Genomic DNA, 25,587 nt, shown 5'->3' with positions numbered 1-25,587 from the left:
CTACCGGGACCGTTCCGGACCGCTGGCTGTAGCGTGACGGCCGTGAAATCTTCCTGGCTGTACTCCCCCGTCGCGCTCGCGGCGACCATCGCGGCAACCGTCCTGACGCTCGCCGCATCGGGCGACGCAACCGCGGCCGGCTCCTGCCCGAGCGCACCACCACCGACCGGCGGGGCGCCTGACTGGTCGCTGGCCGGCACCACCGGCAGCGTCGCCGTGACGGGGCCGACGGACACGACGGCTCCGGGCGTGAACGTGGTGGCGCCGTTCAGCGTGGCTCAGACCCAGGTGCACACGCTGCGCTCCGGAAACGGCCCGGTGGTCCCGGGAACGGCGCGGGTATCCGTCTGCTACATGGGCGTCAACGGGCGCGACGGGTCGGGGTTCGACAGTAGCTACCAACGCGGCGCCCCCGTCGACTTCCCGCTTGGCGGGGTCGTGCCGGGCTTCCAGAAGGCCATCGCCGGCCAAAACGTGGGCTCCACGGTCGCCGTGGCGATGACGTCCGCCGACGGCTACCCCGACGGTCAGCCCAGCGCTGGCATCCGCCCGGGCGACACGCTCGTCTTCGCGATCAAAATCCTGAGCGCCGGCTGAGCCGTTACGGCTGCCGCTTCGCCGCGGCGGCCGCGCCGCCATCGGGCCGGTCCGAGAACTTCGGGTATTCGACCGGCTTCTGCGAAACCTCTTCCGAGGCAACGTGTTCCGGTATTTCGGGGTGGGAGAAGAGATTCGAGTTGTCCATACTGTCCTTACGACGGAAGAGTTCGCCGACACGCATTGACGACGGGCGGACGACGATCGAAATCGCGCACGGATCTCTTTCGCAATGCGTTGACGATTGATGTTGACCGCTAGAACGCGGTGCACCCTCGACTGTACATGGCGCGCCGCGGGCGCCCCGTCGGAGGCCGAGCAACGTGCCGGCTCGTCGGGCTGCTATGCTGGCTGTAACGTTGGCTGTCGCTTCGATGGCCAGCACGTCGTGAAACGCTTCTTCATCCTTCCGGCGTCCGCCCCGACCTGTGGTTGACGTACTGAACCCGGCGCAGTTCGTATCGCGGCGATCGATTTTGCCCACCGGCAATCTCGCCACCTTGTGCTGATCGACCGTACGTGTTTCGCCCCGATCAGGCACAACTCGATGCTGAAAGACATCAATTGACTACTGGCAAGACATTTGCCGATCTCGGCGTGCGCGAATCGCTCATCGACGTGCTGGCCACGAGCGGGATCACCCATCCGTTCCCCATCCAAATCGAAACCCTGCCCGACACGCTCGCCGGCCGGGACGTCCTCGGCCGCGGCAAGACAGGCAGCGGCAAAACGCTCGCGTTCTCGATCCCCATGGTCAGCAGGCTGGCCGGACGACCACGTCGCCCGGGCCGGCCGTCGGGGCTGGTCCTGGCGCCCACCCGGGAGCTGGCCAGTCAGATCACCGCCACGCTGGAACCGTTGGCCGCCGCCGGCAATCTGCGCGTGACCACGATTTTCGGCGGCGTGCCACAGGGCAGGCAGGTGGCCGCCCTGAAGTCCGGCGTCGACATCGTCGTCGCCTGCCCCGGGCGGCTCGAAGACTTGATGAACCAACGCGTCATCAGCCTGGACTCGATCGACATCACGGTGATCGACGAGGCCGATCACATGGCCGACCTCGGCTTCCTTCCCGTCGTCACCCGCATCCTGGCGGCAACACCGAGCGGCGGCCAGCGGCTGCTGTTTTCGGCGACCCTCGACCATGGCGTCGACAAGCTCGTCAATCGGTTCCTGCGCGACGCGGTGCTGCACTCTGTGGACGGCTCCCACTCCCCGGTGCCGGAGATGACGCATCACGTGTTCCACGTGTCCGGCGCGCTGGCCAAAAAGGAGTTGGTACACCGCCTCGCTTCCGGGACCGGCCGCCGAATCCTGTTCATGCGCACCAAACATCAGGCGCGCAAGCTCGCCAAGCAGCTCACCGACTCGGGTATTCCCGCAGTTGACTTGCACGGCAACCTTTCTCAACCGGTACGCGACCGCAATCTCGCCGCCTTCAGCACGGGCGAGGCCCGGGTCTTGGTGGCCACCGACATCGCCGCGCGCGGCGTGCACGTCGACGGGATCGAATTGGTGGTGCACATCGATCCGCCGGCTGAGCACAAGGCCTATCTGCACCGGTCCGGACGAACGGCACGGGCCGGAAATGCGGGCGACGTCGTCACCGTAGTCTTGCCCGAGCAGCGCAGGGACACACACGCGCTGATGCGCCGCGCAGGCATCCGCGTCACCCCGCAGGAAGTCACGGTCGATTCGGCCGCGGTGCACGCGGTGGCCGGCGACATCGCGCCGTATCGGGCTCCCGCACCGAAGAAGGCGGTTCCGCTACGCCCGTCGCTTCCACGTCGGGCAGGCTCCGCCAACCGCAGACGGGGCCGCCGCTCGGCCCGCCCGCAGGAGCGATTGTCTTGACGCGACAGAAGTTTTCGGCAATCGCCCCGGGGGCGTGCTAGTTTAGCTGTGTGGATGTTTATTGGTACATCCCGCATTTGAATGAGAGAAGTAAGTAAATGGCACAGGGAACTGTGAAATGGTTCAACGGTGAGAAGGGCTTCGGCTTCATCACCCCCGACGACGGTGCGAAGGACCTCTTCGTCCACTACTCCGAGATCCAGGGCAGCGGTTACCGCTCGCTCGAGGAGAACCAGCGCGTCCAGTTCGACGTCGCGCAAGGAGCGAAAGGGCCCCAGGCAGTGGGGGTCACGGCCGTCTGAGAACCCACATACGTGACAATGGGCTGGTGCGATCGCTTCGCGCCAGCCCATTGGGTTTTCTAGACCGCTTTTAAGGGCCACGCTTCGACGAGCGGCCCGTGCTCAAGGTCTTAAGCGGAACACCTTGCGCCGCGAGGTCACTCCGGACACCAATTCGACCCGACTTTTTGGTAATTGAAAGTGCTTCGCGAGTAGGCGGGTGACCGCCTCGTTGGCCTTGCCGTCAACCGCCGGCTCGCGCACGTAGACCGTCAGCTCACCGTCCAGACCGACTTCGATCAGCGGTCCTTTGCGGCTGCCTGGCTTGACCCTGACGACGACGGAGTCGCTCATGCCGCGCAGGTTACCGGTCCGAACTGTCCCAGCGCCGGCGACGTCAGAGCCCGGACGTATGGTGCGTCAGCAGAGGGCGGCCGAGAAAAACCCGCCGGCGACCAGCGCAATGACGAGCGCGGCCGTCGTCTGCCCCATGGACAGCGTCACGACGATGCCCACAATCGCGCCGACAAAGATCGAGATCATGAGGGCGGCGAGGACGACGCGGTTCGAGGTGATCGCTCGGTTCCACGCCGGCGCCACGATTATCGGCTTGGTCGGACCACCCATCGGTGAACACCTCCCGTTGTGATCTACGACGCAATTTAGCGCAGGTATGACGTGCTTCACAACGGCGGCGCGCCTCAAACCCTTACTAGCCAGCAGGTATCAGCGGCGGTCGGCATGCGTTGGCGGTCGGGTCCCACCACCAGCCGTTGTCACATGCCAGCGGCTGCGGTCCGACGCCCAGCGGCCGGCAGACGTTTGCTGTCGGGTCCCACCACTGGCCGGCGTCGCACGCCAAGGGCTGGGGCCCGACGCCGAGCGGCCGGCAGGTGTCGGCCGTCGGGTCCCACCACTGGCCGGGGTCGCACGCCAGCGGTATCGGTGCCCCGGCGGGCCGGCATAGATTGGCCTTGGCGTCCCACCACTCGCCGTCCGCGCAGGCCCGGCTGACCGCGGGAGTCACGACCGTCACCGCGGCCATTGACCCGAACGCGAGCATGACGACGATCGTCAGGTGGCGGATGAACTCTTTCATGCAGGCCTCCCCTAGCGCGTAGTCCTTCATCGAAGCGAGCCCGGGCATGGCGGTCAATACCGTCCCGCTCGCTTTTGCCGGGCCTCGACTGGCGAAGCCGAAGCGCGGCGCGAGCCGGCCTTGACAGTGACTCCCAAGGAGCAATAGCCTCCTGAAAATGTAGCCGCTACCGGCGGCTGCATTCGCGCCTTCGCGGCGCGCAGGCGCGGCGCGGCGCAAACGGGAAGGCGCACATGGGATCACCAAACACCAAGCCGTTCAAAGTCATCCAGTGGGCGACCGGAGGCGTCGGCCGGGCGGCCGTGGAAGCTGTGCTCAATCATCCCGAGCTGGAACTCGCCGGCTGCTGGGTGCACAGCGCCGAAAAGAATGGCCGCGACGTGGGAGAGATCCTGGGTCGCGAGGCGCTGGGAGTCACCGCGAGCTCCAACATGGACGACGTGTTAGCGGTCGAGGCCGACTGCGTGGTGTATTCGCCGCTGATTCCCAACGACGACGAGGTCAAAGCCATCTTGCGGTCGGGCAAGAACGTCGTCACACCGGTCGGTTGGGTGTATCCGGACCGCACCGACCCGCGGGTGAAGGCCCTCGAGCAGGCGTGCCGGGACGGCGGGGTCACGTTGCACGGCTCGGGCATCCATCCCGGGGGGATCACCGAACGGTTCCCGCTGATGATCTCGGCGCTGTCCACCGCGATCACCCATGTGCGCGCCGAGGAATTCTCCGACATCCGCACCTACAACGCGCCCGACGTGGTGCACCACATCATGGGCTTCGGGAAGACACCCCAAGAGGCCGCGCAGGGCCCGATGGCCAGCCTCCTGGAGGGAGGCTTCAAATCCTCCGTATGGATGGTGGCCGACTATCTGGGCTTCCGGGATCCGACGTTCGCATCGACACAGGAGGTCGCGGTCGCGACCGCCCCCATCGACGCCGGTTACCTCAAGATAGAGCCCGGCATGGTTGCGGCGCGGCGCTTCCGGTGGCAAGCGGTTGTCGACGGGCAGCCGGTCATCACGGCGGCGGTGAACTGGCTGATGGGCGAGGACAACCTCGAACCCGATTGGAGCTTTGGCGAGCGGGGCGAACGCTTCGAAATCCAGGTCACCGGCGACCCGGACGTCGAGCTGATTGTCAAAGGGCTGCAACCGGATTCCATCGCCGAGGGTCTGAAGAAAAACCCCGGTGTGGTCGCGACCGCCAATCACTGCGTGCACGCGATACCGTTCGTGTGCGCCGCCGAGCCCGGCATCAAGACCTATCTCGACCTGCCGATGATCGCCGGCCGGCCCGATCCCCGGCTCGGCCGGAGCGCGCGGTAAGACGATTTGGCCGACCACATCCACGCAAATCCCTTGCCCGACAAGCCCACCGGCCAGCTGTCGCTGCGTGACCGGCAGCGCGCGCAGGTCCACGCGGACATCCGGTTGGCGGCGTACCGACTTTTTGCCGATCGCGGCTTCGACAACGTCACCACCGAGCAGATCGCCGCGGCCGCAGGGGTTTCGCCGAGCACGTTCTTCCGCTACACCACCAGCAAAGAAGATCTGCTGCTCGAGCAGGTGCGGCGCGGCGGCGAAGCGATCGCGACCCTGCTCGAGCAGCGTCCCGGCGACGAACCGCCCGACGTCGCGCTCGCGCGGGCCATCGAAGCGCGCACGGGCGCCTTCCAAGAGCGCGATTCCGAACAGTGGCGCGCCGCCATCCTCACCGCCCCGACGCTCCTGGAGAAGCTCACCCTCATCGCCCCCGAGGACAAGAGCCGGATGGTCAAACTCACCGCCGCACGCATGCGCACCGACCCCGAACGTGACAGCCGACCTGCGCTGCTCGTCCACTTGGTCTTGGCGGCAGCCGATTTCGGGTTCCAGCAGTGGGTCCGCACCTGCACAAGCGATCGACGGCCGCTTCAGGAGCTGGTGTCCGAAGCGCTGCGCGGCGTGACGAATCCCACCTGGCGCCCGGGCCCCGGCCGCGGGCGGGCAAAAGGCGATCCCCGTTGATTGGAGTGAGGCAGATGGGTCGGTGGTCGCGCGCGGAAATCGAGGCCGCGTTCCGCGACTACAGCCAAGCCGTCGTCGAAATCGGTGACAGCGGCGACTGGGCGCGCTACGCCGACCTCTTCACCGAAGACGCGGTGTACCTCGAGCATGCGTCGCCGAAATGCATGGCCGAGAACAGATCCGCGGCTGGATCGCGTCGACGATGAGCGCCTTTCCCGGTTCGGCCGGCGGCACGCGCCGCAAGCGCGTCGTGGTCGCCGGGCTCGGCGACACCGGCGTCCTGGCGGCGATTCGACTGGCCCGCCACGCCGACGTCGTCGGGATTTCGGCCAAACCGGGGCTGCTCAGCGGCCAGGAGTTGGGCTGGCGGCTCCGCCGTCCCGATGAGTGGGCCCGCACCAATTGGATGCCCTTCGACCGGTTCCGGGGTCTGGACCCGGTACGCACGGTTCATGCCACGCTCACGGGCGTGGACTTGACCGAACGCACGGTCTTTGCGCGCCGCGCCGACGGCTCGGAAGTCACCGAGCGATACGACGCGTTGGTGATCGCGACCGGCGTCACGAACGGGTTCTGGCGACAGCCAATCCTGCAGTCCGAAGAGGAGATCGGCGCCGGACTCCGCGCGATGCATGACCGCCTGGCCGCCGCCGGGTCGATCATCGTCGTCGGCGGGGGCGCCGCGGCGGTGAGCAGCGCGGCGCAACTCGCCATCGGCTGGCCGGCCAAACGCGTCGACTTGTATTTCCCCGGGGATAGGGCGCTCGTTCACCATCACCCGCGAACATGGGAGCGAGTCGCGCACCGGCTTCGCGACCTGGGCGTCGGACTGCACCCCGGCCACCGCGCCCTGATACCCGACGGCTTTTTCTGCGACGAGATCACCAGCGGCCCAGTGCAGTGGTGCACCGGGCAACCGGCCGCACCGGCCGACGCGGTGCTGTGGACGGTGGGACGGGTGCGGCCCAATACCGGCTGGTTGCCCCGCGAGGTGCTCGACGCGGACGGCTTCGTGCGCGTGACACCGAGCCTGTCAATCACCGGACGCCCGGAGGTTTTCGCACTGGGCGACGTCGCGGCCACCGACCCGCTTCGCAGCTCGGCGCGAAACAGGGCCGACGCTCTGGTCGCCCGCAACGTCCGCGCCGTGTTTGCCGGGCGACCGCCGCGTCAGTACCGCGCTCCCAAATGGCGATGGGGTTCCGTGCTGGGCGTGGAGCCCACCGGGCTCGACGTCTACACGCCGAACGGCGCCGTCTTCCGCTTCCCCGCATGGGCCTTCCACAGGGTGCTGCTGCCGGTCGTCGTGGGGTGGGGTTACTACCGGGGGGTGCGCAGCAACGACCCCCTGGCGCCGGCCACCACCTAGCAAAGAGCCGAATCCGCGCTGTCCGTTCGCGCGACAATGTTGCCGCCAGGACGTACCTTGGATCCAGCACGGGTACGGGCGGCCCGCAATGTGGGGGGAGCAGAAGGGTTCCGAAAGTATGGACCGCGGGAGTGGGCAGCGCCGGATTGTCGCGCCTCAACCTCGTGCCGATCGGTGCCACTGACGGCTACGGCACGGGGAACTGACAATGGCGGAGCAGTTCGTCGGCCGGCGAACTGAAGAACAGGCCGTCACCGAATTTCTGAATTCTGTGCCGCGTCAGTCGTCCGCGCTCGTCATCGAAGGCGAGGCGGGCATCGGTAAGACGACGCTTTGGCTGGACGCGGTCGACCGGGCCCGTGCCCGCGGGTACCGCACCTTGAGCTCTCGCGCCGCGGCGGCCGAGTCGGTGCTGGCGTATGCGGCGTTGGCCGATCTGCTCGGCGAAATCGACGACTCCGTTTGGGCGGACCTTCCCGCGCCGCAGCAGCAGGCCTTGGACGGCGCGCTGTTGCGCCGGCGCGTCGACGCGCGCGACATCGACCCCAGGGCGGTGGGGGCCGGCTTTGCGGCGGTAATCGGTCGGCTCGCCAGCGACGGTCCCGTCGTGATGGCGATCGACGACCTGCAATGGATCGATACCTCGAGCGCGAACGCGGTGTCGTTCGCGGCGCGACGGCTTCCGCCCGGTGCGGCCCTGGTGTGCACGACGCGGATCAGCGAGGCGGCGTCGCGGTTGCAGCTGCCCAGCCCGGACGGTTTGTACCGAATCCGTTTGCAGCCGTTGACCGTTGGGGAATTGCATCACGTCCTGTCGATGCGGTTGGGCAGGCCGGTTGCCCGGCCGGCGCTGCTGCGCATTCACGAAATCTCCGGCGGTAACCCCTTTTTCGCCCTGGAATTGGGCCGCGAACTCGGCGTCGAAGGCCGCACTTCCGCGTTGGCGCTGCCGAGCAGCCTCAATGATCTGGTCCATTCGCGGGTCAGCCGGGTCGGCGCCGAGGACGTGCTGCTGGCCATGGCCAGCCTGCCGGATCCCACGGTGCCGGTGGTCGCGCAAGCGACGGGCGCGACGCCGGACGAGGTGGTGCGCGCGCTCGCCCGGGCCGAGATCCAGGCGGTGGTGGCCATCGATGGCAGCCATCTGCGGTTCACCCACCCGATTCTGGCGCACGGCGTCTACAGCGGGGCCACGCCCGGGCGTCGCCGCGACATGCACCGGCGGCTAGCCGAACTCGTCGCCGAACCCGAGTTGCGCGCCCGCCACCTGGCCCTGGCCGACGCGACCGGCGAGCCCCGGACGATAGAAGCCCTCGATACCGCGGCGGAGATCGCGCGAGGCCGGGGGGCACCGGCAGCCGCCGCCGAGCTTTTGGAGCTGGCGATCGGTCTCGGTGGCGACTGCCCGGAGCGCCGAATCCTTTCGGCGGCCTACCACTTCAGCGCGGGAGACGCCGACCACGCCCGGTCCGTGCTCGAGCAAACCGCGCAACGATCCGCGCCCGGAAGGTCGAGGGCGGCGGCATTGCGCCTGCTAGGCCTCTGGAGCTTGCTCGATGGCAGCTCGCGCGAGGCGGTCGACCTGCTCGACCGCGCGCTCGGCGATGTGGGGGACGACCTCGAGCTGCGCGCTTTAATTCTGGTGCCGCTGTCGTTCGCGCTGCTCAACGTCGGCCAACGCGATCGTGCCGCGAAAAGCGTGAACGACGCCGTCACCAGCGCGGCGGCGCACGGGCGATCCGGCCTGCTCAGTCAGGCGCTGAGCATGCGCGTCATGGTGCGCTTCCTGCTGGGCGCCGGCGTCGACGAATCCGGGATGCGGCGCGCGCTCGATCTGGAGGATTCCGATGCCCAGGTCTCGGCGCTGCTGCGCCCGCGGGTGCAGGGCGCGATATTGCTGGCCGGCACCGGCCGCCTCGAACAGGCGCGGGCCGAATTGCAGGCCCTCAGGGACCGCTACATCGAGCGCGGTGAGGAAAGCGAACTGATGATGTTCGCCTTCCACAGTGGTCTCAACGAGATCTGGCGGGGTGACTTCGCCCAGGCCGCGTCGATCGCCGGCGATGCGATGGAGCGGGCGCTGCAGCTGGGTCGGGACCTACCCGTCGCGGTGGCGCTCATGCTGCGGGCCGCCGTCGCGGCCTACACAGGTCATGAGGGCGACGCCCGGCGCGACGCCGAGCAGGCCCTGGTGGTCGCTGAGCGGTGTGACTCCCCCGGCTTGGTGACGGTGTGGCCGACCACCGTGCTGTGCTTTCTCGATGTATCCCTGGGTAACTGCGGCGCGGCGCTAGGCACGGTCGAGCCGCTGTTGCGGGCCTTCGACGACGCGTCGGAGGGAACCGAAATCTTCGTCGCGCCCTATCTCCCCGACGCCATCGAGGCGATGACCGCTCTTGGCCGCTGGGACGCCGCCGAACCGCTGATCGGCGCCCTCGAGCGCAATGGTCGCCGGCTTGACCGCGCGTGGATGTTGGCAGTGGGCATGCGCGGTCGGGCCATGCTGCAGGCCGGGCGCGGCGATGTGACCGGGGCCCTGGCGACCGCGGAGTTGGCTATGGCCGAGCACAACCGCCTACCGATGCCGTTCGAACGGGCCCGAACCCAGCTCTTGCTCGGTCAACTGCAGCGCCGCCACCGCCGCCGCGACGCCGCCGGCGCAGCCCTGCAAGAAGCACAGCAAACGTTCCTGCGACTGGGCACCGCCTTATGGGCGGAGCGGACCAGGGCCGAACTGGCCCGCGGCGGGTTGGGCAGGGGTCACGCCGAGGCGCTGACCGCGACCGAGGAACGCGTCGCCGAACTGGCGGCCTCGGGAATGACCAACCGTGACGTCGCGGCCGCGTTGTTCGTCAGCCCCAAAACGGTCGAGGTCAACCTCAGCCGCATCTACCGCAAGCTCAACATTCGGTCGCGCACGAAGCTCTACCAAGCGCTTCGGGCCCGGGAACCGCGCGGCAATGAGTAGGTGAATCCCTGATGCTCGCCGGCGCCGGCGCCTATAGCGTCTTGACGATGTCGGGCGGTGAGGCGGACGTCAAGCGGTTTCTCGTCGAGTGGTACGGGCCGCAGACGCTGGCGCGCTCGATCGGTGAGACCGTCGACCGCCTCAACGATCGGGCGGCGTCGATGTCGACGGGTGGCAAGCGGGTCCGGCTGCTGACGGCGATCGCCGTGCCGGATGACGACTACGCGTTCGGCGTCTTCGCCGCCGACTCCGCCGACCTCGTGACGCAGGTTTGCCACGACGCCGGCGCTCCCGCCGAACGGATCAGCCCGGCCGTCGGATGGATGCGAGCCCAGGACTGAGCCGGACTGCGCCACTTGTCGGGCGATGAGTTTCGGGCGCCGCGCGGGTCAACCCCTGAAACCAGGCCAATCGACCGAAAGGGTGGATTTCATGTCACCGGAGCACCAGAAAGCCCTGCCGCCAGTCGTCGACCACAGCACCTGGCGCGCCGCGCTCGACGAACTGCGCAAGCGCGAGAAGGCCGCCACCCGGGAACTGGACGCCATCGCAGCCCAGCGGCGCCGCCTGCCGATGGTCGAGTTGCCCGACTACACCCTGACCGGCCCCGACGGCCCCGTGCGGCTGGCGGATGTGTTCGACGGGCGTTCGCAGCTCATCGTCTACCACCACATGTGGTCGGACGGCGCGGAGTGGCAATGCGGCGGATGCACCGGCTTCACGTCGCAGTTCACCCGCCTGGAGTTCCTCGACAACTACGACGCCCGCTTCGTCATCGTCACCAACGGACCGATCGAGGAGGCCCTGGCCTACAAAGACAAGGTCGGCAACCGCATGGCGTGGTACTCGTCGTCGGAAAGCCCGTTCGGCGCCGACATGGACGCACCACCCGGCGGCGGCTTCGGGGTGAACGTCTTCCTGCGCGACGGCGACACCGTCTACCGCACCTGGCACACCAACGGCCGAGGCACCGAGCAGCTCAGCCACACCTTCGGCCTGATCGACATTCTGCCGTGGGGCCGCCAGGAGGAATGGCTCGATTCGCCCGAAGGCTGGCCGTCGCGGCCCACATACTCGGGGTGGCTCGACTCCCCCGACATCGCCGCCGCCTACGGACCCGGGACCGGGTGAGGACGCACGACGGTCGCTTGCGGCGCGGCGAAATGCGTGGGGTCTAACGCTCGGAACCCATTTCGGAGATGCGTTCGGCCAGGGCGAGGACCCGCTGGGCGTCGCGCACATGCAGGGCCTCGATCATCCGACCGTCGACGGTGATGACGCTCTTTTTCTCGGCCTGGGCCTGCTCGTATGCCGAAACTATCTTGCGGGCGTCGGCGAGTTCCTGCTGCGACGGGCCGAAAACCTCGTTGGCCGAGTCGATTTGGGAGGGGTGAATCAACGTCTTGCCGTCGAAACCCATCTCCCGGCCCTGGCGGGCCTCGGCGCGGAACCCGTCGGCGTCGGCGATGTTGTTGAACACGCCGTCCAGGACGGCCTTCCCGGCCGCCCGGGCCCCGAGCACCGCCAGCGACAACGCCGGCACCACGGTCGCGCGACCGGGCACGTGCAGCGCGTGCAGCTCGTTGACGAGGTCGTTGGTGCCGATCACCAGGGCGGCCAACCGGTCGCTGGCCGAGGCGATCTCCTCGACCCTCAGGAAGGCGCGCGGCGTTTCGATCATCACCCACAGCAGCAAAGACGTTGGCGCGTCCAATGATTCGAGCGCCGCGACGAGTGCGCGCACCTGCTCGCCTCGGTCCACCTTCGGCACGAGCACCCCGTCCGCGCCCGATCGGGCCGCCGCGGCGAGATCGTCGTCGTGCCACTGTGTGTCAACGCCGTTGATGCGCACCACGATCTCGCGTGGTCGGTAGCCGCCCGACGAGACCGCCTCGCACACCCGAGCCCGGGCGTCGACCTTGGCGTCGGGGCCCACGGCGTCTTCGAGGTCGAAAATCAACACGTCAGCCGGTAGCGTCCTGCCCTTCTCCAGCGCCCGCGCATTGTTGCCGGGCAGGTAGAGGGCGGACCGCCGCGGGCGGAGCGTCGGGGTCATGCTCAGGCTTGGGGCCCGCCCGACGGCGGCCAGGGCGAGCCGGGCGACGCCTCGCCGGGTTCGGCGTGGTCGCCACGGGACAGCGGCACCCACTGCTCGGTCGGCGCGGGCTGCTTCGACGACGGAAAGTCGCGCAGGCTGCCCGAGGGCTTGGCGTCCCATTTCGCGAACGTCAGCGGCGTCTGCAGCCACGCGTGCAGCAGGCAGTACGTCGCCTCGAGCGAATCGATGTGGGTGCGCTCCCAACCGTGGCTGCCGTCGAGGCCGAAGCCGACCAGCGCGGCCCGGGTGCCCGCCCCCGCCTCGATCGCCGCGGCCGCGTCGGAGCGGTAGTAGCGGAACACATCCCGCGCGCATTTGATCCCGCGCTCTTCGGCGAGCCGGCACAGCTTTCGGGTCAGGTGGTAGTCGAAGGCGCCGTGCAGGTCGGCCATCGGGATGGTGACGCCGTCCTCGATGGAGTGCTGGCCCGGCGCGCACACCGCGTTGTCCACCGAAATCAGTTCGGCGACGTCGGCGGGCAGGCCGTGGCTGGCGCCGTGGCCGACCTCCTCGGTGATGGTGACCATGAGCATCGTGCGATGCGGCAGCACCGCCTTGTTCTCGGCGAAGTTCTTGGCCAGCGTCAGTGCGACGGCGACCCCCGCCTTGCCGTCGAGGTGGCGCGACACGACGTAGCCGTCGGCGGTGAGCTCGGGGCTGGCGATGAGCGCCACGAAGTCACCGATATTGAGGCCGAGGCGAAGCAGATCCTCGCGCGAGGACACCTGGCGGTCGACGCGGACCTCGACATGGTCCCAGTCGGTGGGTTGGGTGTCGATCGCGTCGCCGAAGGCGTGGCCGCTGGACTTCAGCGGCAGCACCGTGCCGGTGATGAACTCGTCGGGGTCGTCGGAAAAGATTCGCACCCGCGCACCGGTTGCGAAGCGTGCCGAGAAGGTGCCAATGGGAACCAGCTCGAGGCGGCCGTTGTCCTTGAGGCTGCGAACCATGCAGCCGATGGTGTCGGCGTGGACCACCAGCGCCCGGTCGGTGGTGGCCGACTCGCCGGGCAGTTCGGCGGTCAGCGCCCCGCGGCGGGTGAGCGAGAACGGCACGCCGAACTCGTCGAGGATGTCGCCGATCAGCTGCATCACCGCATCCGTGCGTCCCGACGGGCTCGGGGTCTGCAGCAGCGCGAGCAGCGTGTCGATCATCCATGCGCGGTCGGCCTCGGCCATGCCCGCGGTTCGGCGCACGATCTCTCCCTTCGAGCGTTCGATTCGCGTTCAACCTACCGGGTCGTCGGCGCCTGCGAGCTGGGCGGTCTGCCGAAATTCGCGTAGTCCACTACGCATGCGCCCGCGGTCACCACCGGCGAAGGTGACAGTGGCCGGCCGCCGGTGCCGCCGATACGAACGACTTAGGAGCACGAAGATGACCCCTGAGACGACCTTTGACGGCGATGCGCCCTACGCCGAGCCGACGCTGGACAAAAAACAGCCCGCATGCAAGAGCGCGCCGCCGGTGGATTTGCTCAGCGACGTGCGCGAGCGCCCGGTCCCGAGCCCCTACGACGTGGCGAGGAAGTGGTGGGTCTGGTCGGGCGTCACGCGAGTCGGCGACTGCGCCCTGCGGGACGAGATGCTGACGATCCGGGCCGACGGGACGGCCAACTTTTTCGCACACGTCAAGTCCAGCGACGACGCGGACCGGTGGGTCTTCCACGGCGGAATCTCCTTGCTCGACGTGCACGGCGTCGTGCTGTGGACCGGCCCCAAGCTGGTCGGTCCGCCGATGACGTGGCAGGACGAATGGACGACCTGGGACGAAGACTTCACCTTCCCGACCGTGTGGTTCGAGTCCGCCGCGGGAGCGCGGATCAATCAGGCCCATTGTTGACCGCCGGTTCGGCCATGCGGGGTGCTCGGCCGCACAACAGGTAGTCGACTACGCGTGACGCCGGGAACCGGCCCTTCTAACGTTTTGCCCGACACCACCCTCAGGGAGATGAAATGTTAACTGGCCCAACGGCGGCGGCGTCTGACCGCGGTGCCATTGAACCCGTACCCGTCGATCACGCTTCCCCGCAGACACCCTCTGTGGGGAGAGAGGTATCTGCGGAGCCCGTCCTCATCACCGAGCAGCAGGTGATGTTTGCAACCGCCGGCGGCTCCGCAGCGCACGGCGCCGCGGCCCGCCGCGGCTGGATCGCCCTGCTCCGGCAACGGGTGTCGCTGTGGTCCGCCGGGCGGCGCGAGCCCCCGCGCCACTACCCGCGCCTGCGCCCCAGCTACATCGAACGCGCGGCGATGGCGCGCGAAATGGAACGACTGTGAACGAATTGATCATGCTCATCGAAGGCGTGGTCCTGATCCTTCTCAGCATCGGAATCCACAGCCTGACCACGTGGTTGGAGCGCTGGGACTACCAACGCCACCGCGAGGACTGACCCGCGCATCCGCCGGCCCGCCCCCAGCCGGTCGCACGACACAACCTCCGTAACGGGGTCTGATCCAGCAAAACGTGTCACGCTGTTTCCAGAGCGGAGTTTGCCGGTGAGTGACCGTCGAGCCTCGGAGGCGAGTTTGTACAGACGTCTGTCGCGATGGATTCCCGCGATCGCGTCGGGGATGATCGCCACCGGTGCGGTCCTGGCTTTCCTCGGCCCGCCCGGTGCGTTCACGCCGGGACTGACCCGTTACACGTTCGGGGATCGCGGACCCGGGGTCGCCGACATCCCATCGAGATTGCCCGCGGCGCTGCACAGCGACCTTTGGTTGATCGCGGGGTATGGAGCGGTCCTCGCGGGATGCGCGCTGATCTGCCGGGCCCGCGCGAACTCTGAATTGGATTGCCTGATGGCCCGTTTCATCGGCGCCGCGGTCGTCGTCGCCGTGTTGGCCAGTGTGGCCCAGGACGTCTTGTTGTGGTCGACCCTGAGGCCGGCGTGGGATACCGACCGGTTACGCACCGCAACCGCGGCCGCGGCGATCGTCAAGATGTGCACGCTAGCCGTCGCCGCGGTCGGGTTGATCGGCTCCGCTTGGATCGTTGTCCGTGGCGCAACGGCCGCGATCGGCCGGGTGTGGCGTCGCCCGTGGTGGGAGGGGGTGCTGGCGCGCAAGGAGTTACCGGATCCCAAACCCACCGACGAGGCGGTCAAGGAATCCGGCGGGTCGGTTGCGAAACTGATGGAAGACCAACAGAGCTGGCTCAACGCCTACAACGTGCCCGGAGTCACCGCGGCACTGAAGGGTCGAACCGAACCGCTTCGGGCGCTTTGTCTTTCCGGGGGCGGTGTGCGCTCGGCGTGCGTGGCGATGGGGGCCATGCAGGTGTTTTCGTCGCCGCTGCGCGCCTGCGACGCCGGCGCGACGTGGCGGCGCGGCGCGGGCGGGACGCTGCTGGAGGGCTTCGACTACGTCATCTCGGTGTCCGGCGGTGGCTATGCCGCGGGGGCGCGGCTCCTCGGGGTGCAAGGACGGCGGCTCGACCGCGACGGAAAGCCGAAACCCTTACCGCCAGACCAGATTCTGGACAACGTAGCGGCCCTGTCTGAGCGGTTCGAGGAGGGTTCGGAGGAGTTTGACCACGTTCGCCGCGGATCGAGCTACATCGCGGACTCGCCGCTCGGACTGGTCCGTGCCCTCGGGCAAGTGCTCAAGAACTTGGTCGCATCGCTGGCGACTATCTTCAGCGTCCCGGTTCTCGCGGGTGCGGCGATAGGGTGGCTACTGGCCCGCATCCCGATCGCCGCGTTTCCTCCCGTGCCGCCGGGGCAACCCGCCGCCGAGACGAAGCAGCACCAGGACTATTTCCTCTCCCTGTTCGCCCAGCCGGCCGCGTATTGGGCGGTGGGGTTTTTCGCGGTGTGGGCCGTGCTGTTGACCCTGATTGCGCTGGCCATCGAGTGGAAATGGGCCGGCCCGATGAGCGAAGACTGGCGGGCCCAAATCTCGGGATGGGCCCGCGCCAGCGCCGGGTTCGCGTTAGTGGTCTTCGCGGTCACGATCGCGATTCCGGGGTTGATGCGGCTCTGCCGGTGGGCGGGTGACCACACGCCGTCGGGTCCCGGAAGCGCCTTCGCCGCGGTGTCGGGCGTCGTGGGACTTAACTACCTGGCCGCGCTGACCGCGATGGTCTGGCGCGACAAAGACAAGCTGGCCGAACGGGTCGGCGCAAACCGGTCCGTGTCGTTTCTGAAACGCGTTCTGCCACCGGAAGTTATCGCGCTGCTGCTGACCCTGGCCACCCTGGCGGTGCTGCTGTTGGTATGGCTCGCTTTGCTTGGCAGCTTCGCGGCCGGTGTCTTCGACTACGACACCAAAGACGGGTGGGGCCCACACCGCGCGGTGCTGCTGTCCTGGCACTGGTGGTGGCTAGGCGGTTTGGCGTTCACCACGCTGTTCTTGGGCTTCGCCGACGTCACGTCCCTTAGCCTGCACCCGTTTTATCGGCGCCGCCTGGCCCGCACCTTCGCGGTGCGGCGAACGCCCGACACGGGGCAGCCGAACGCAGCGGAGCCGTACCCCGCCAGCGAACCGACCTGGCTGCACCTCTACGGCCGGACGGGCCGCGGGCCGCAATTCGTATTCGCGTGTTCGGCCACCATCACCGGCCCCGACAAGCCCGCCCCCGGCCTCAACGCCGTGTCGTACGTGATGAGCGCGGACTACATCGGCGGACCGGAGCTCGGCTGGTTTCGCACCAGGGAACTGTTCGCGGCGTCGCCGGCCCGCATCCGCCGGGATCTGACGGTGCAGGCCGCGGTCGCCGTGAGCGGCGCGGCGTTCGCTTCGGCAATGGGACGCCAAGACAAGGGCATCGAGAAGCTGCTCGCGATTTCGGGTGCCCGCCTGGGCACGTGGCTACCCAACCCGAACTTCGTCCGTCAACTCGAGGAATTCGAAGAGCGGCGCAGCTCCGGCGCCGACCCGGCGGGCGCCGACGACCTGCCCCGGGTATGGCCTGCGTCCCTGCCGAGCGTGCGGGGCGCGGGGTACCTGTATCGAGAGATCCTGGGGATCAACAACAAGAACGCGCGCCTGGTGCAGGTCACCGACGGCGGCCACTACGACAACTCGGGCCTGGTGGAGGCGCTGCGGCGGCGGTGCCAACTGATCTTCGTCATCGACGGCGGCGGCGATCCGCCCCCGCTGCCCCTTGGTCTCACCGACGCGCTCCGGCTGGCCAAATATGAACTGGGCGTGGACGTCACGCTGAACCAGACCGGCGCGTACTCCGTCGAGGCCATCGCGCCGGGCTCCGGAACACGCTTTTCCGAGGACAACGCGCTGGCGGGCCTCAACGACCGCATCACCCGAGGTGCGGTCGTCGAGGGCACCATCACGTATCCGGCCGCGGCGGGTCTGCGGCAGAGGACGGGGCGGCTGATCTTCGTGAAAGCCGTAGTGTCGCAGGCCTGTCCGTATTGGCTCCTGACTTATGCGGCGGCCAACGAAATCTTCCCGCACGATCCTACGTCGGATCAGTGGTTCAACGAGGGGCAGTTCGCCGCCTACACCGAGCTGGGCCGGGTGATCGCCAGAGAGGCCGTCGAATGCTTGGCGAACGGGACGTCAGTCGATGCGCGGCGGCACCAGGATGCCGATGAGGGCCAGCCCCACACCGGGCGCTGACCCTCATTCGGTCCACCCGGTCAGTGATCGGATTGGTAGACCGACGGCGGTCCCCAGCCGGGGCCATCGAAGCAGCTGTCCCCGTGTTGTTCCGCGCAGCTCAACAACGGCTCGGGAGGCGCCGGTGTCGGCGTCGGCGTCGGGCCGGATTGCGGCATGCTGAAGCGCGAGACGTCCCGGATCACCGCGCCGTCTTGGTTCGGCCTGTAGGAAGCCCCCGCCTCGCGCTCCCGGTAAAAGGCCTTTATCTGGTAGGGCACCGGAACGTGGGGATCCGTCGCGACGACCAGCTGCCACCGCCCGTTGACCACGTTGGTGCTGTTGGCCCAATACTGGCCACCCGACTGACGCGGCCCCACCAGGACCACCACGCTGTCGATGTCCTTCGCGGCTGAGCCCGCGACGGTCACCGCGGTGCCCGAATCGTTGATCGCCACTTGGTCGAACGAGCCGCGCGGGGACGGCCGGATCGGCTTCGGTGAGGTGATGGTCGTCGGTGCGGGGGTGCCCCCTGCCGAAGCGTTGGGGACAGAACCGTCGTGCATGACCGCGATGACGATGGAGGTGACCGCGCCGACAGCCGCGGCGCCGAGCGTGCCGATCAACCCCATCTTGGCGACCGACATCGACGAGCCGTCGTCGTCGGCTTGGCGATTGCCGGCTCCGGCCGGATCCGGCCTGCGCGATCGCTTCCGCTCCCCCGCCGCGCTGATCCGTGGTGCGTGCGATGTCATGGCTCTACCTCCTAACGCAGAGCTGGGTCGAGCAGTATTGTGCCCCAGGGGCTTTCATTCCGCTGGTTGCGGACGCGCCGCGCGCGTCCCGCTCTCAGCGCCGGTACCGTCACCGGTGCCGTCATCGTCGCGCACGCCCCACACCCAGCACATGCGTAATGCACTACTCGACTTTCGCGTAGCGGCTGGCCGTCACGAACCTTCCAACACGGCGTCGATCGCGCGGTAGATCCGCTCCTCGCTGACCGGCCGCGGCGTGCCGAGCTGCTGGGCCCACAGGCTGACCCGAAGCTCCTCGATCTGGCGGGCGATGTCGACGACGTCGGCGGCCCCCGACCGCGCGGGACCCAGCGCCCGCGCCAGTTCGTCATAGGCGTCCTGCACGGCGTGCACCCGCCCCATCCGTTCCCGGTCCGCCTCGACGGCGTAGGGCAGCCGGTCGAGGCGCCGGCGGATCGCGGTCAGGTAGCGGGTGAGGTCGGCGAGGCGCGCGCGGCCCGTCGCGGTGACGAACCCGCGCGGCAAGAGCCGGTCCAGCTGGGCGCGGATGTCGGCGACGGCCTCGGCCTGGGCGGGCGGCGCCTGCGAGGGCAACGCGAGCCGTACGTCCTGGGCGGCGGCCAACACGTCCGCGACTCGGGCGACGATGTCCACCGTCGTCGAACGCAGGCCCTCCCCCACCCGATCGCGCAGCGCGGCGAACTCGTCGCGCGTCCACACCGGCGCCGGAAGCAACGCGTCCACCGCGGCATCGGCGCAGTCGTCGAGCAACGCCGCCAGCGATCCGTCCCGATTGGCGCCGAGCACCAGCCGGGTCCGTGGATCGAGTTGCCGCTCAACCGCTTTGACCGGTGAGGCCACGCTGAGCCGCAGCAGGCGCCGTGTGCCGGGTCGCATCGCGCGGTCCCGCTCCTCAGATGTCGCGAACGCGCGCAGCTCGACGGCGGCGCCCGCGTCGACGAACCCGGGGAACCCCCGCACGGCGCGTCCGTCGACGGTGCGCTCGACCACCCGCGGCAGCTCGTCGAGGTCCTCGGGCCAGCCGCGCAGTCCGGTCCGTTCCAGCTCGCCGGCGACAACCCGCGCGACGGCGCGCCGGGCCGGCATGGCCAGCCCCCGCTGCAGCGCCCGCAGGTCCTTGCCGCGGGCCACCTCGGTGCCGTCGGCCGACTCGACGGCGAACGTCACGCGCAGGTGCGGCGGGAGCTTGCCCAGGTCGAAGGCGTCGATGGGCACCAAAACCCCGGTGCGCCGGCGCAATTCGCGCTGCAGCGCCGTCAGCAGCGGCTGCCCCGCCGGGTCGATGCCGGCCAGCACCGCGCGGGCGGTGTCTGGCGCGGGAACGAAGTTGCGGCGCAGCTCTTTTGGCAGCGACCGGATCAGCGCGGTGACCAGCTCCTCGCGCAGCGCCGGCACCTGCCACGCGAACTCGTCGCCGCCCAGGCGCGCGAGTACGTCGATCGGCACGTGCACCGTGACGCCGTCGTCGGCCGCGCCGGGCTCGAACCGGTAGGTCAACGGCAGCGCGACATCGCCCGCCCGCCAAACGTCCGGCCGATCGGCATCGGCGGCGTCCTCGGTGCGCAGCAGGTCCTCGCGGGTGAACGTCAGCAGGTCAGGTGTCTTGTGCCGCTGCCTCTTCCACCACGCGTCGAAGTGCCGGGCGGAGACGACGTCGGCGGGGATGCGCGCGTCGTAGAGCGCGTACACGTCGTCGTCACCGACGAGCAGGTCGCGGCGGCGCGCCCGCTCCTCGAGCTCCTCGAGCTCGGCCCGCAGCCGCGCGTTGTCGCGAAAAAAGCGGTGCCGCGTCTGCCAGTCGCCCTCCACCAGCGCGTGCCGGATGAACAATTCGCGCGCCACCTGCGGCTCGACGCCGGCGTAGCCGACGCGGCGGCGCGCGACCAGGGGCAGGCCGTACAGCGTCACCCGCTCGTAGGCCATCACCTCGCCCCGCCTGGCGTCCCAATGCGGTTCGCTGTAGCTGCGCTGCACCAAATCGCCGGCGACCCGCTCGACCGCCTCCGGTTGGATGCGCGCGGCGGTCCGCCCGTACAGGCGGCTGGTCTCAACCAGCTCGGCGACCACCACCCAGCGCGGCGGCCGCTTGGCGAGCGCCGAACCGGGCGCCAGGACGAACCGCGAGTTGCGCGCGCCCAGGTACTCGCGCGCCTCCTCCCGGCGCAGCCCCACGTGGGACAGCAACCCGGCCAACAAAGCGGCGTGCACGCGGGCCGCATCGGCCGGCACCTGCTCGTCGGAGGGCTCGACGATGCCCAAGTCCCGGGCGATGCTGCGCAGCTGGCCGACCAGGTCCTGCCACTCGCGAACCCTCAGATAGTGCAGGAATTCGTTGCGGCACATACGCCGGAAGGCGCTGCCCGACAACGACTTTCGCTGCTCACGCAGGTAGGTCCAAAGGTTAAGGTATGACAGGAAGTCCGAGCCCTCGTCGGCGAAGCGGGCGTGCTTCTGGCGCGCGGCCTCCTCGCGGTCGGTGGGCCGCTCCCTCGGGTCGGGGATCGTCAGCGCGGCGGCCAGCACCAGCACCTCGCGCACGCAGCCCTCGGACTCGGCCGCCAGGATCATCCGGCCCAGCCGCGGGTCGACGGGCAGTCGCGCCAGCCGACGGCCGAGGTCGGTGATCGCGCCGTCGCCGTCGAAGGCGCCGAGCTCCTGCAGGAGTTGCACGCCGTCGCGGACGCTGCGCCGGTCCGGCGGGTCGAGGAACGGGAAGTTCTCGACCTCGCCGAGCTGCAGGGCGGCCATCTGCAAAATCACCGCGGCGAGGTTGGTCCGCAAAATCTCGGGATCGGTGTAGCGGGGGCGGGCCGCGAAGTCGTCCTCGGAGTAGAGGCGGATGCATATGCCGGGAGCCACCCGCCCGGAGCGGCCGGCGCGCTGCGCGGCCGAGGCCTGCGAGATCGGTTCGATCGGCAACCGCTGCACCTTCAGGCGGCGGCTGTAGCGCGAGATCCGGGCGTTGCCGGGGTCGACGACGTAGCGGATCCCGGGCACGGTGAGCGACGTCTCGGCGACGTTGGTCGCCAGCACCACGCGCCGACCGGTATGGGGCAAGAACACCTTCTGCTGCTCGGCGGTCGGCAGCCGGGCGTACAGCGGAAGCACCTCGGTGTGCTCGAGATCGCTCAGGGCCTCGGCGGTGTCGCGGATCTCGCGTTCGCCGGACAAAAACACCAGCACGTCGCCGGGCGGTTCGGCCTCGAGCTCGGCGATCGCATCGACGATCGCCTCGATCTCGTCGCGGATCTCGGTGCGCACGATTTCGTGGTCGGGGTCGTCGGGATCGCCGGGATCCGCCGCAGCGCCCGACGCGACGGGAACCTCCAGCGGCCGGTACCGGATCTCCACCGGGTACGTCCGCCCCGACACCTCGACGATCGGCGCGCCACCGAAGTGGTCGGCGAAGCGTTGCGGCTCGATCGTCGCCGATGTGACGATCACCTTCAGGTCCCGGCGGCGCGGCAGCAGTTCACGCAGGTAGCCGAGCAGGAAGTCAATGTTGAGGCTGCGCTCGTGGGCCTCGTCGAGGATGAGCGTGTCGTAGCGCAGCAGGCGGCGGTCGCGCTGGATCTCGGCGAGCAGGATGCCGTCGGTCATCAGCTTGACCAGGGTGCGGTCGCTGACCTGGTCGGTGAACCGGACGGCGTAACCGACCGCGTCGCCCAGTGGGCTGCCCAGCTCGTCGGCGATGCGCTGCGCCACGGTGCGGGCGGCAAGCCGGCGAGGCTGGGTGTGGCCGATGGTGCCGCGGATGCCGCGTCCCAGTTCCAGGCAGATCTTGGGCAGCTGCGTCGTCTTGCCCGAGCCGGTTTCACCGGCGACGACGACCACCTGGTGGTCCCGTATCGCGTCGGCGATGTCCTGGCGCCGCTCGCTGACCGGCAGGTCGGGGTAGGTGATCGCCGGGCGGGCGGCTCGCCGGGCGGCAACGAGCGCTTCGCCCGCCGCGATCTGGTCCGCGAGCCGCCGCAACCCGTCGGGTTTGGCGCCGCGCAGGTTCCTCAGGCGCCGGCCCAGCCGCGCGGCGTCGCGGATGGTCAGACCGTCGAGGCGCTCGCGCAGTTGCGCCGCAGACAGCGAGGACGGTTCGGCCACTCCGGCCACGATAGGCGTCCGCCGCGATACGGCTCGCCGAGGACGGGAACCCACGGTTGCGTTTCCAGTCGTGATGGTTCCCGGTGTCGCGCGGGAGTGACGATGCGATCAGCCCCTGGCTTGTCGCCACTCGCGCTCGAACGGCAGCCGCCACGCGTTCGGCGCAATCAACTGGTGGATGGCGTTGGGGCCCCACGTGCCGGGCTGGTACATCTTGGCCGGCGGCGGATCGTCGAGCAGTTCCTGCGAACGCTCCCACAGGGATTCGATGCCCTCGGCGGTGTTGAACAGCGTGTGGTCGCCGCGCATCGCGTCGAGGATGAGCCGTTCGTAAGCCTCCAGCACATCGGCGACGGTGTCGATCTCCTGGGAGGAGAACTGCATGGACAGCTTGTCGAGCTTCATGCCGGGGCCCGGGCGCTTGCCGTAGAAGGACAGCGACACCTTCGAGTTGTCGGCGAGATCGAAGGTGAGGTGGTCGGGGCCTTGGGTGCCCACCCCCGAGCCGGGCGGAAACATGGTGCGGGGCGCCTCTTTGAACGCGATCGAGATGATGCGGATCCCCTCGGCCATCTTCTTGCCCGTGCGGAGGTAGATCGGCACGCCGGCCCATCGCCAATTGTCGATGCCGACCTTGAGGGCGATGAACGTCTCGGTGTCGGAATCCCTTGCGACCCCGTCCTCGTCGCGGTAACCGTTGTACTGGCCGCGCACCACATCCGACGGCTTCACCGGCAGCATCGAGCGAAACACCTTGTTCTTTTCCTCGCTGATCGCGCGCGGCTCGAGCGCGGTCGGCGGCTCCATCACCACGAAGGCCATCACCTGGAAGAGGTGCGTCACCACCATGTCCTTGTAGGCGCCGGTGCTTTCGTAGAAGTTCGCCCGCTGGTCCAGGCCCAGGGTTTCGGGAATGTCGATCTGGATGTGGTCGATGAAGTTGCGGTTCCAGATCGGCTCGAACAGGCCGTTGGCGAAGCGGAACGCCAGGATGTTTTGCGCCGCCTCCTTGCCCAAGAAGTGGTCGATGCGAAAGATCTGGGATTCGTCGAACGTCTCGTGCAGGAAGTCGTTGAGCGACACCGCGCTTGCCAGGTCGGTGCCGAACGGCTTTTCCATCACCACCCGCGAACGCTCGACGAGCTTGGCGTCGCGCAGCGTATTGATGACGTCGCGCGCCGCCTTGGGCGGCACCGACAGGTAATGCAGCCTCCGCACGTCGGGTCCCAGGTTGTTCTCGGCTTCGGCGACCGCCTCGGCGAGCGCTTCGGGCCCGGCGCCCTGCGGCACGTATCGGAGGATTTTCGTGAAGTTTGCCCACTGCTCGTCGGTGAGCTTGTGCATGCCGAAGGAATCGATCGCATTCTTGGCGAGGTTGCGGAACTCATCGTCGCTGAAGTCCTCCAGCGACGTCGCGACGATCTGGATGTCGGGGGCGAGCTCGGACTGGTCCAAGTAGGCCAGCCCGGGAAGCAGCTTGCGTTTGGCGAGGTCTCCCGTCGCCCCGAACAGGACGATGACGTGCGGGTCGAGCGGGTCGGAGTCGTGGCGGCGCGGGCGTGAGTCCGGCGCCGGGTAGGCGATCGTTTGCGGTTTCTTGGTGGCCACCCCTGCGATACTTCCATCGGCGCGCCGGGTGCGCACCGCCGAACCGGCATCCGGCGTGCGGAAATCGCAAATGTTCACCTGCGGCTGGTAGCGGCTTTATCGGCGCGACGGCGACGCGCGGCGAGCCGTCGCTACTTGCGCAGGGTGAATTGGTTGAGGTCGGTGTAGCCCTTGCGGAAGAGGTTGGCGCACCCGGTGAGGTACTTCATGTACCGCTCGTAGACCTCTTCGGACTGAATCGCGATGGCCTCTTCTTTGCGCGACTCCAGGTTGGCGGCCCATACGTCGAGGGTCTTCGCGTAATGCCGCTGCAGCGATTGGCGACGCTTCAGCTTGAAGCCGGCCTTGGCCGAAAACTGCTTGACCATGTCGATGGTCGGCAGGAAGCCGCCGGGAAAAATCTCGGTCTTCATGAAGTCGCTGAACTCGACGATCGCCGGGGTGAGCGGCAGGCCGGAGGCGATGATCTCCTTCTCCGACAGGACGGTGATCGTGTGCAACAGCATCGTGCCACCGGGCGGCAACAGCTCGTAGGTGCGTTCGAAGAAGGCGTCGTAGCGGTCGTAGCCGACGTGTTCGAACGGGCCGATCGCCACGATCCGGTCCACCGGCTCGTGAAACCGCTCCCACCCCTCGAGCAACACCCGTTTGGAACGCGGGCTGTCCGACGCCGCGAACAGCTTCTCGACGTGGGCGACCTGGTTCTTGGACAGCGTGATGCCGACGACGTTGACGTCGTATTTCTCGATGGCCCGCATCATGGCCGCTCCCCATCCGCAGCCAAGGTCCAGCAGGGTCATGCCCGGCTGCAAGCCCAGCTTGCTCAGCGAGAGGTCGATCTTGGCGATCTGCGCTTGCTCCAGGGTCATGTCGTCGCCGCCGAGCCAGTAGGCGCAGGTGTACATCTGGGTGCGGTCGAGGAACAGCCGGAAGAAGTCGTCGGACAGGTCGTAGTGCGCCTGCACGTCGGCGAAATGCGGCGTCAGCTCGTCGGTCATGTCGGTGTTGCCTTTCCGTGCACCACTCCGGTCGCCCTGCGGCTTGAGGTTCGTCGAATCGTGGTCCACTGTAGGCGAATAGGGTTGGGGTGCCCGCGCGCGTCGGGCAACCGAAACGCTTCGACGCGGTTATCGGCCGCGCCGGCGGGTACGGGATAGCGGCGGGCTCGCATCGAGCCGACCCCTTTGGATCTGAGGCAATGGAAGCTCCCTAATGCGTTTGTCAAGCCGCGTTGGTGCTGCCGGCCGGGTTGTAGGGCTGTCGGGTGCGCAACATGGCGTG

Annotated in this window: 23 protein-coding genes; 13 read left to right on the top strand and 10 right to left on the bottom strand. The window is 68.5% G+C overall.

Annotated elements, in window-relative coordinates; all coding sequences use genetic code 11:
• Window positions 1-33 precede the first annotated feature (33 nt).
• On the top strand, window positions 34-597 hold the full coding sequence (locus AWC19_RS09525) for an FKBP-type peptidyl-prolyl cis-trans isomerase (RefSeq protein ID WP_245848869.1): 564 nt from the start codon (window positions 34-36) through the stop codon (window positions 595-597).
• 4 nt (window positions 598-601) lie between these two features.
• Here AWC19_RS09525 and AWC19_RS29000 read toward each other — a convergent pair whose 3' ends face one another.
• The gene (locus AWC19_RS29000) at window positions 602-1,138 is read right to left on the bottom strand and encodes a hypothetical protein (RefSeq protein WP_142281092.1); all 537 of its coding nucleotides are present in this window, start codon (window positions 1,136-1,138) and stop codon (window positions 602-604) included.
• Between the two features lie 23 nt (window positions 1,139-1,161).
• Here AWC19_RS29000 and AWC19_RS09520 point away from each other — a divergent pair, with 23 nt between their 5' ends.
• Both AWC19_RS09520 and AWC19_RS09515 read left to right on the top strand, forming a co-directional pair.
• A complete protein-coding gene (locus AWC19_RS09520) occupies window positions 1,162-2,448 on the top strand; it encodes a DEAD/DEAH box helicase (RefSeq protein ID WP_085077807.1) in 1,287 nt (428 codons plus the stop codon).
• Window positions 2,449-2,546: 98 nt separating this feature from the next.
• Window positions 2,547-2,750, top strand: a complete 204-nt coding sequence (locus tag AWC19_RS09515) for a cold-shock protein (RefSeq protein WP_085077806.1) — start codon at window positions 2,547-2,549, stop codon at window positions 2,748-2,750.
• Between the two features lie 102 nt (window positions 2,751-2,852).
• Here the strand turns inward: AWC19_RS09515 and AWC19_RS09510 are convergent, their stop codons facing one another.
• The 3 genes from AWC19_RS09510 to AWC19_RS09500 form a co-directional block, all read right to left on the bottom strand.
• On the bottom strand, window positions 2,853-3,083 hold the full coding sequence (locus tag AWC19_RS09510; RefSeq protein WP_085077805.1) for a DUF167 domain-containing protein: 231 nt from the start codon (window positions 3,081-3,083) through the stop codon (window positions 2,853-2,855).
• Between the two features lie 66 nt (window positions 3,084-3,149).
• Window positions 3,150-3,356, bottom strand: a complete 207-nt coding sequence (locus tag AWC19_RS09505) for a hypothetical protein (RefSeq protein ID WP_085077804.1) — start codon at window positions 3,354-3,356, stop codon at window positions 3,150-3,152.
• Window positions 3,357-3,441: 85 nt separating this feature from the next.
• Window positions 3,442-3,828, bottom strand: a complete 387-nt coding sequence (locus AWC19_RS09500) for a hypothetical protein (protein ID WP_085077820.1) — start codon at window positions 3,826-3,828, stop codon at window positions 3,442-3,444.
• Between the two features lie 233 nt (window positions 3,829-4,061).
• Here AWC19_RS09500 and AWC19_RS09495 point away from each other — a divergent pair, with 233 nt between their 5' ends.
• The 7 genes from AWC19_RS09495 to AWC19_RS09470 all read left to right on the top strand — a co-directional run bounded on the left by AWC19_RS09495 (window position 4,062) and on the right by AWC19_RS09470 (window position 11,299).
• Window positions 4,062-5,150, top strand: coding sequence for an NAD(P)H-dependent amine dehydrogenase family protein (locus AWC19_RS09495; RefSeq protein WP_085077803.1), 1,089 nt, complete (start codon window positions 4,062-4,064; stop codon window positions 5,148-5,150).
• 6 nt (window positions 5,151-5,156) lie between these two features.
• Window positions 5,157-5,831 (top strand): TetR family transcriptional regulator, encoded by a 675-nt coding sequence (locus AWC19_RS09490; RefSeq protein ID WP_245848867.1) that lies wholly within the window; start codon window positions 5,157-5,159, stop codon window positions 5,829-5,831.
• 14 nt (window positions 5,832-5,845) lie between these two features.
• The gene (locus tag AWC19_RS29860) at window positions 5,846-6,037 is read left to right on the top strand and encodes a hypothetical protein (RefSeq protein WP_169718096.1); all 192 of its coding nucleotides are present in this window, start codon (window positions 5,846-5,848) and stop codon (window positions 6,035-6,037) included.
• Entirely contained in the window at window positions 6,034-7,200 is a 1,167-nt protein-coding gene (locus AWC19_RS09485) for an FAD-dependent oxidoreductase (protein ID WP_085077818.1), read from the top strand. Before AWC19_RS29860 ends, AWC19_RS09485 begins: the two co-directional genes overlap by 4 nt.
• Window positions 7,201-7,408: 208 nt before the next feature.
• Entirely contained in the window at window positions 7,409-10,168 is a 2,760-nt protein-coding gene (locus tag AWC19_RS09480) for a helix-turn-helix transcriptional regulator (RefSeq protein ID WP_085077802.1), read from the top strand.
• 11 nt (window positions 10,169-10,179) lie between these two features.
• Window positions 10,180-10,509 (top strand): hypothetical protein, encoded by a 330-nt coding sequence (locus AWC19_RS09475; RefSeq protein ID WP_085077801.1) that lies wholly within the window; start codon window positions 10,180-10,182, stop codon window positions 10,507-10,509.
• Between the two features lie 91 nt (window positions 10,510-10,600).
• The gene (locus AWC19_RS09470) at window positions 10,601-11,299 is read left to right on the top strand and encodes a DUF899 domain-containing protein (protein ID WP_085077817.1); all 699 of its coding nucleotides are present in this window, start codon (window positions 10,601-10,603) and stop codon (window positions 11,297-11,299) included.
• 43 nt (window positions 11,300-11,342) lie between these two features.
• Here the strand turns inward: AWC19_RS09470 and AWC19_RS09465 are convergent, their stop codons facing one another.
• The gene (locus AWC19_RS09465; RefSeq protein ID WP_085077800.1) at window positions 11,343-12,224 is read right to left on the bottom strand and encodes an HpcH/HpaI aldolase/citrate lyase family protein; all 882 of its coding nucleotides are present in this window, start codon (window positions 12,222-12,224) and stop codon (window positions 11,343-11,345) included.
• 2 nt (window positions 12,225-12,226) lie between these two features.
• Window positions 12,227-13,462, bottom strand: coding sequence for an osmoprotectant NAGGN system M42 family peptidase (locus AWC19_RS09460; RefSeq protein WP_085077799.1), 1,236 nt, complete (start codon window positions 13,460-13,462; stop codon window positions 12,227-12,229).
• A gap of 178 nt (window positions 13,463-13,640) precedes the next feature.
• On the opposite strand from AWC19_RS09460, the gene AWC19_RS09455 reads away from it, so the two are divergent.
• The 3 genes from AWC19_RS09455 (at window position 13,641) to AWC19_RS09445 (ending at window position 17,845) form a co-directional block, all read left to right on the top strand.
• Window positions 13,641-14,105, top strand: a complete 465-nt coding sequence (locus tag AWC19_RS09455; protein ID WP_085077798.1) for a DUF6294 family protein — start codon at window positions 13,641-13,643, stop codon at window positions 14,103-14,105.
• Between the two features lie 251 nt (window positions 14,106-14,356).
• Entirely contained in the window at window positions 14,357-14,542 is a 186-nt protein-coding gene (locus AWC19_RS09450; RefSeq protein WP_142281091.1) for a hypothetical protein, read from the top strand.
• A 249-nt stretch (window positions 14,543-14,791) separates the two neighbouring features.
• Window positions 14,792-17,845: a hypothetical protein gene (locus tag AWC19_RS09445; protein WP_142281090.1), complete on the top strand. Its 3,054-nt coding sequence runs from the start codon at window positions 14,792-14,794 to the stop codon at window positions 17,843-17,845.
• 20 nt (window positions 17,846-17,865) lie between these two features.
• On the opposite strand, the gene AWC19_RS09440 is transcribed toward AWC19_RS09445, so the two are convergent.
• From AWC19_RS09440 to AWC19_RS09425, 4 genes are all read right to left on the bottom strand, one after another.
• Window positions 17,866-18,579, bottom strand: coding sequence for a hypothetical protein (locus AWC19_RS09440; RefSeq protein ID WP_085077795.1), 714 nt, complete (start codon window positions 18,577-18,579; stop codon window positions 17,866-17,868).
• A 192-nt stretch (window positions 18,580-18,771) separates the two neighbouring features.
• Entirely contained in the window at window positions 18,772-22,707 is a 3,936-nt protein-coding gene (gene hrpA / locus AWC19_RS09435) for an ATP-dependent RNA helicase HrpA (RefSeq protein WP_372508563.1), read from the bottom strand.
• Between the two features lie 99 nt (window positions 22,708-22,806).
• Window positions 22,807-24,306 (bottom strand): glucose-6-phosphate dehydrogenase, encoded by a 1,500-nt coding sequence (gene zwf / locus AWC19_RS09430; protein WP_085077816.1) that lies wholly within the window; start codon window positions 24,304-24,306, stop codon window positions 22,807-22,809.
• Window positions 24,307-24,437: 131 nt separating this feature from the next.
• Complete coding sequence (locus AWC19_RS09425; protein ID WP_085077815.1) at window positions 24,438-25,304, bottom strand: cyclopropane mycolic acid synthase family methyltransferase; 867 nt, start codon at window positions 25,302-25,304, stop codon at window positions 24,438-24,440.
• Window positions 25,305-25,587: the final 283 nt, after the last annotated feature.

This window comes from Mycobacterium palustre (assembly GCF_002101785.1).
Taxonomy (GTDB): domain Bacteria; phylum Actinomycetota; class Actinomycetes; order Mycobacteriales; family Mycobacteriaceae; genus Mycobacterium; species Mycobacterium palustre.
This window is presented reverse-complemented; position numbering and strand designations above follow the sequence as displayed.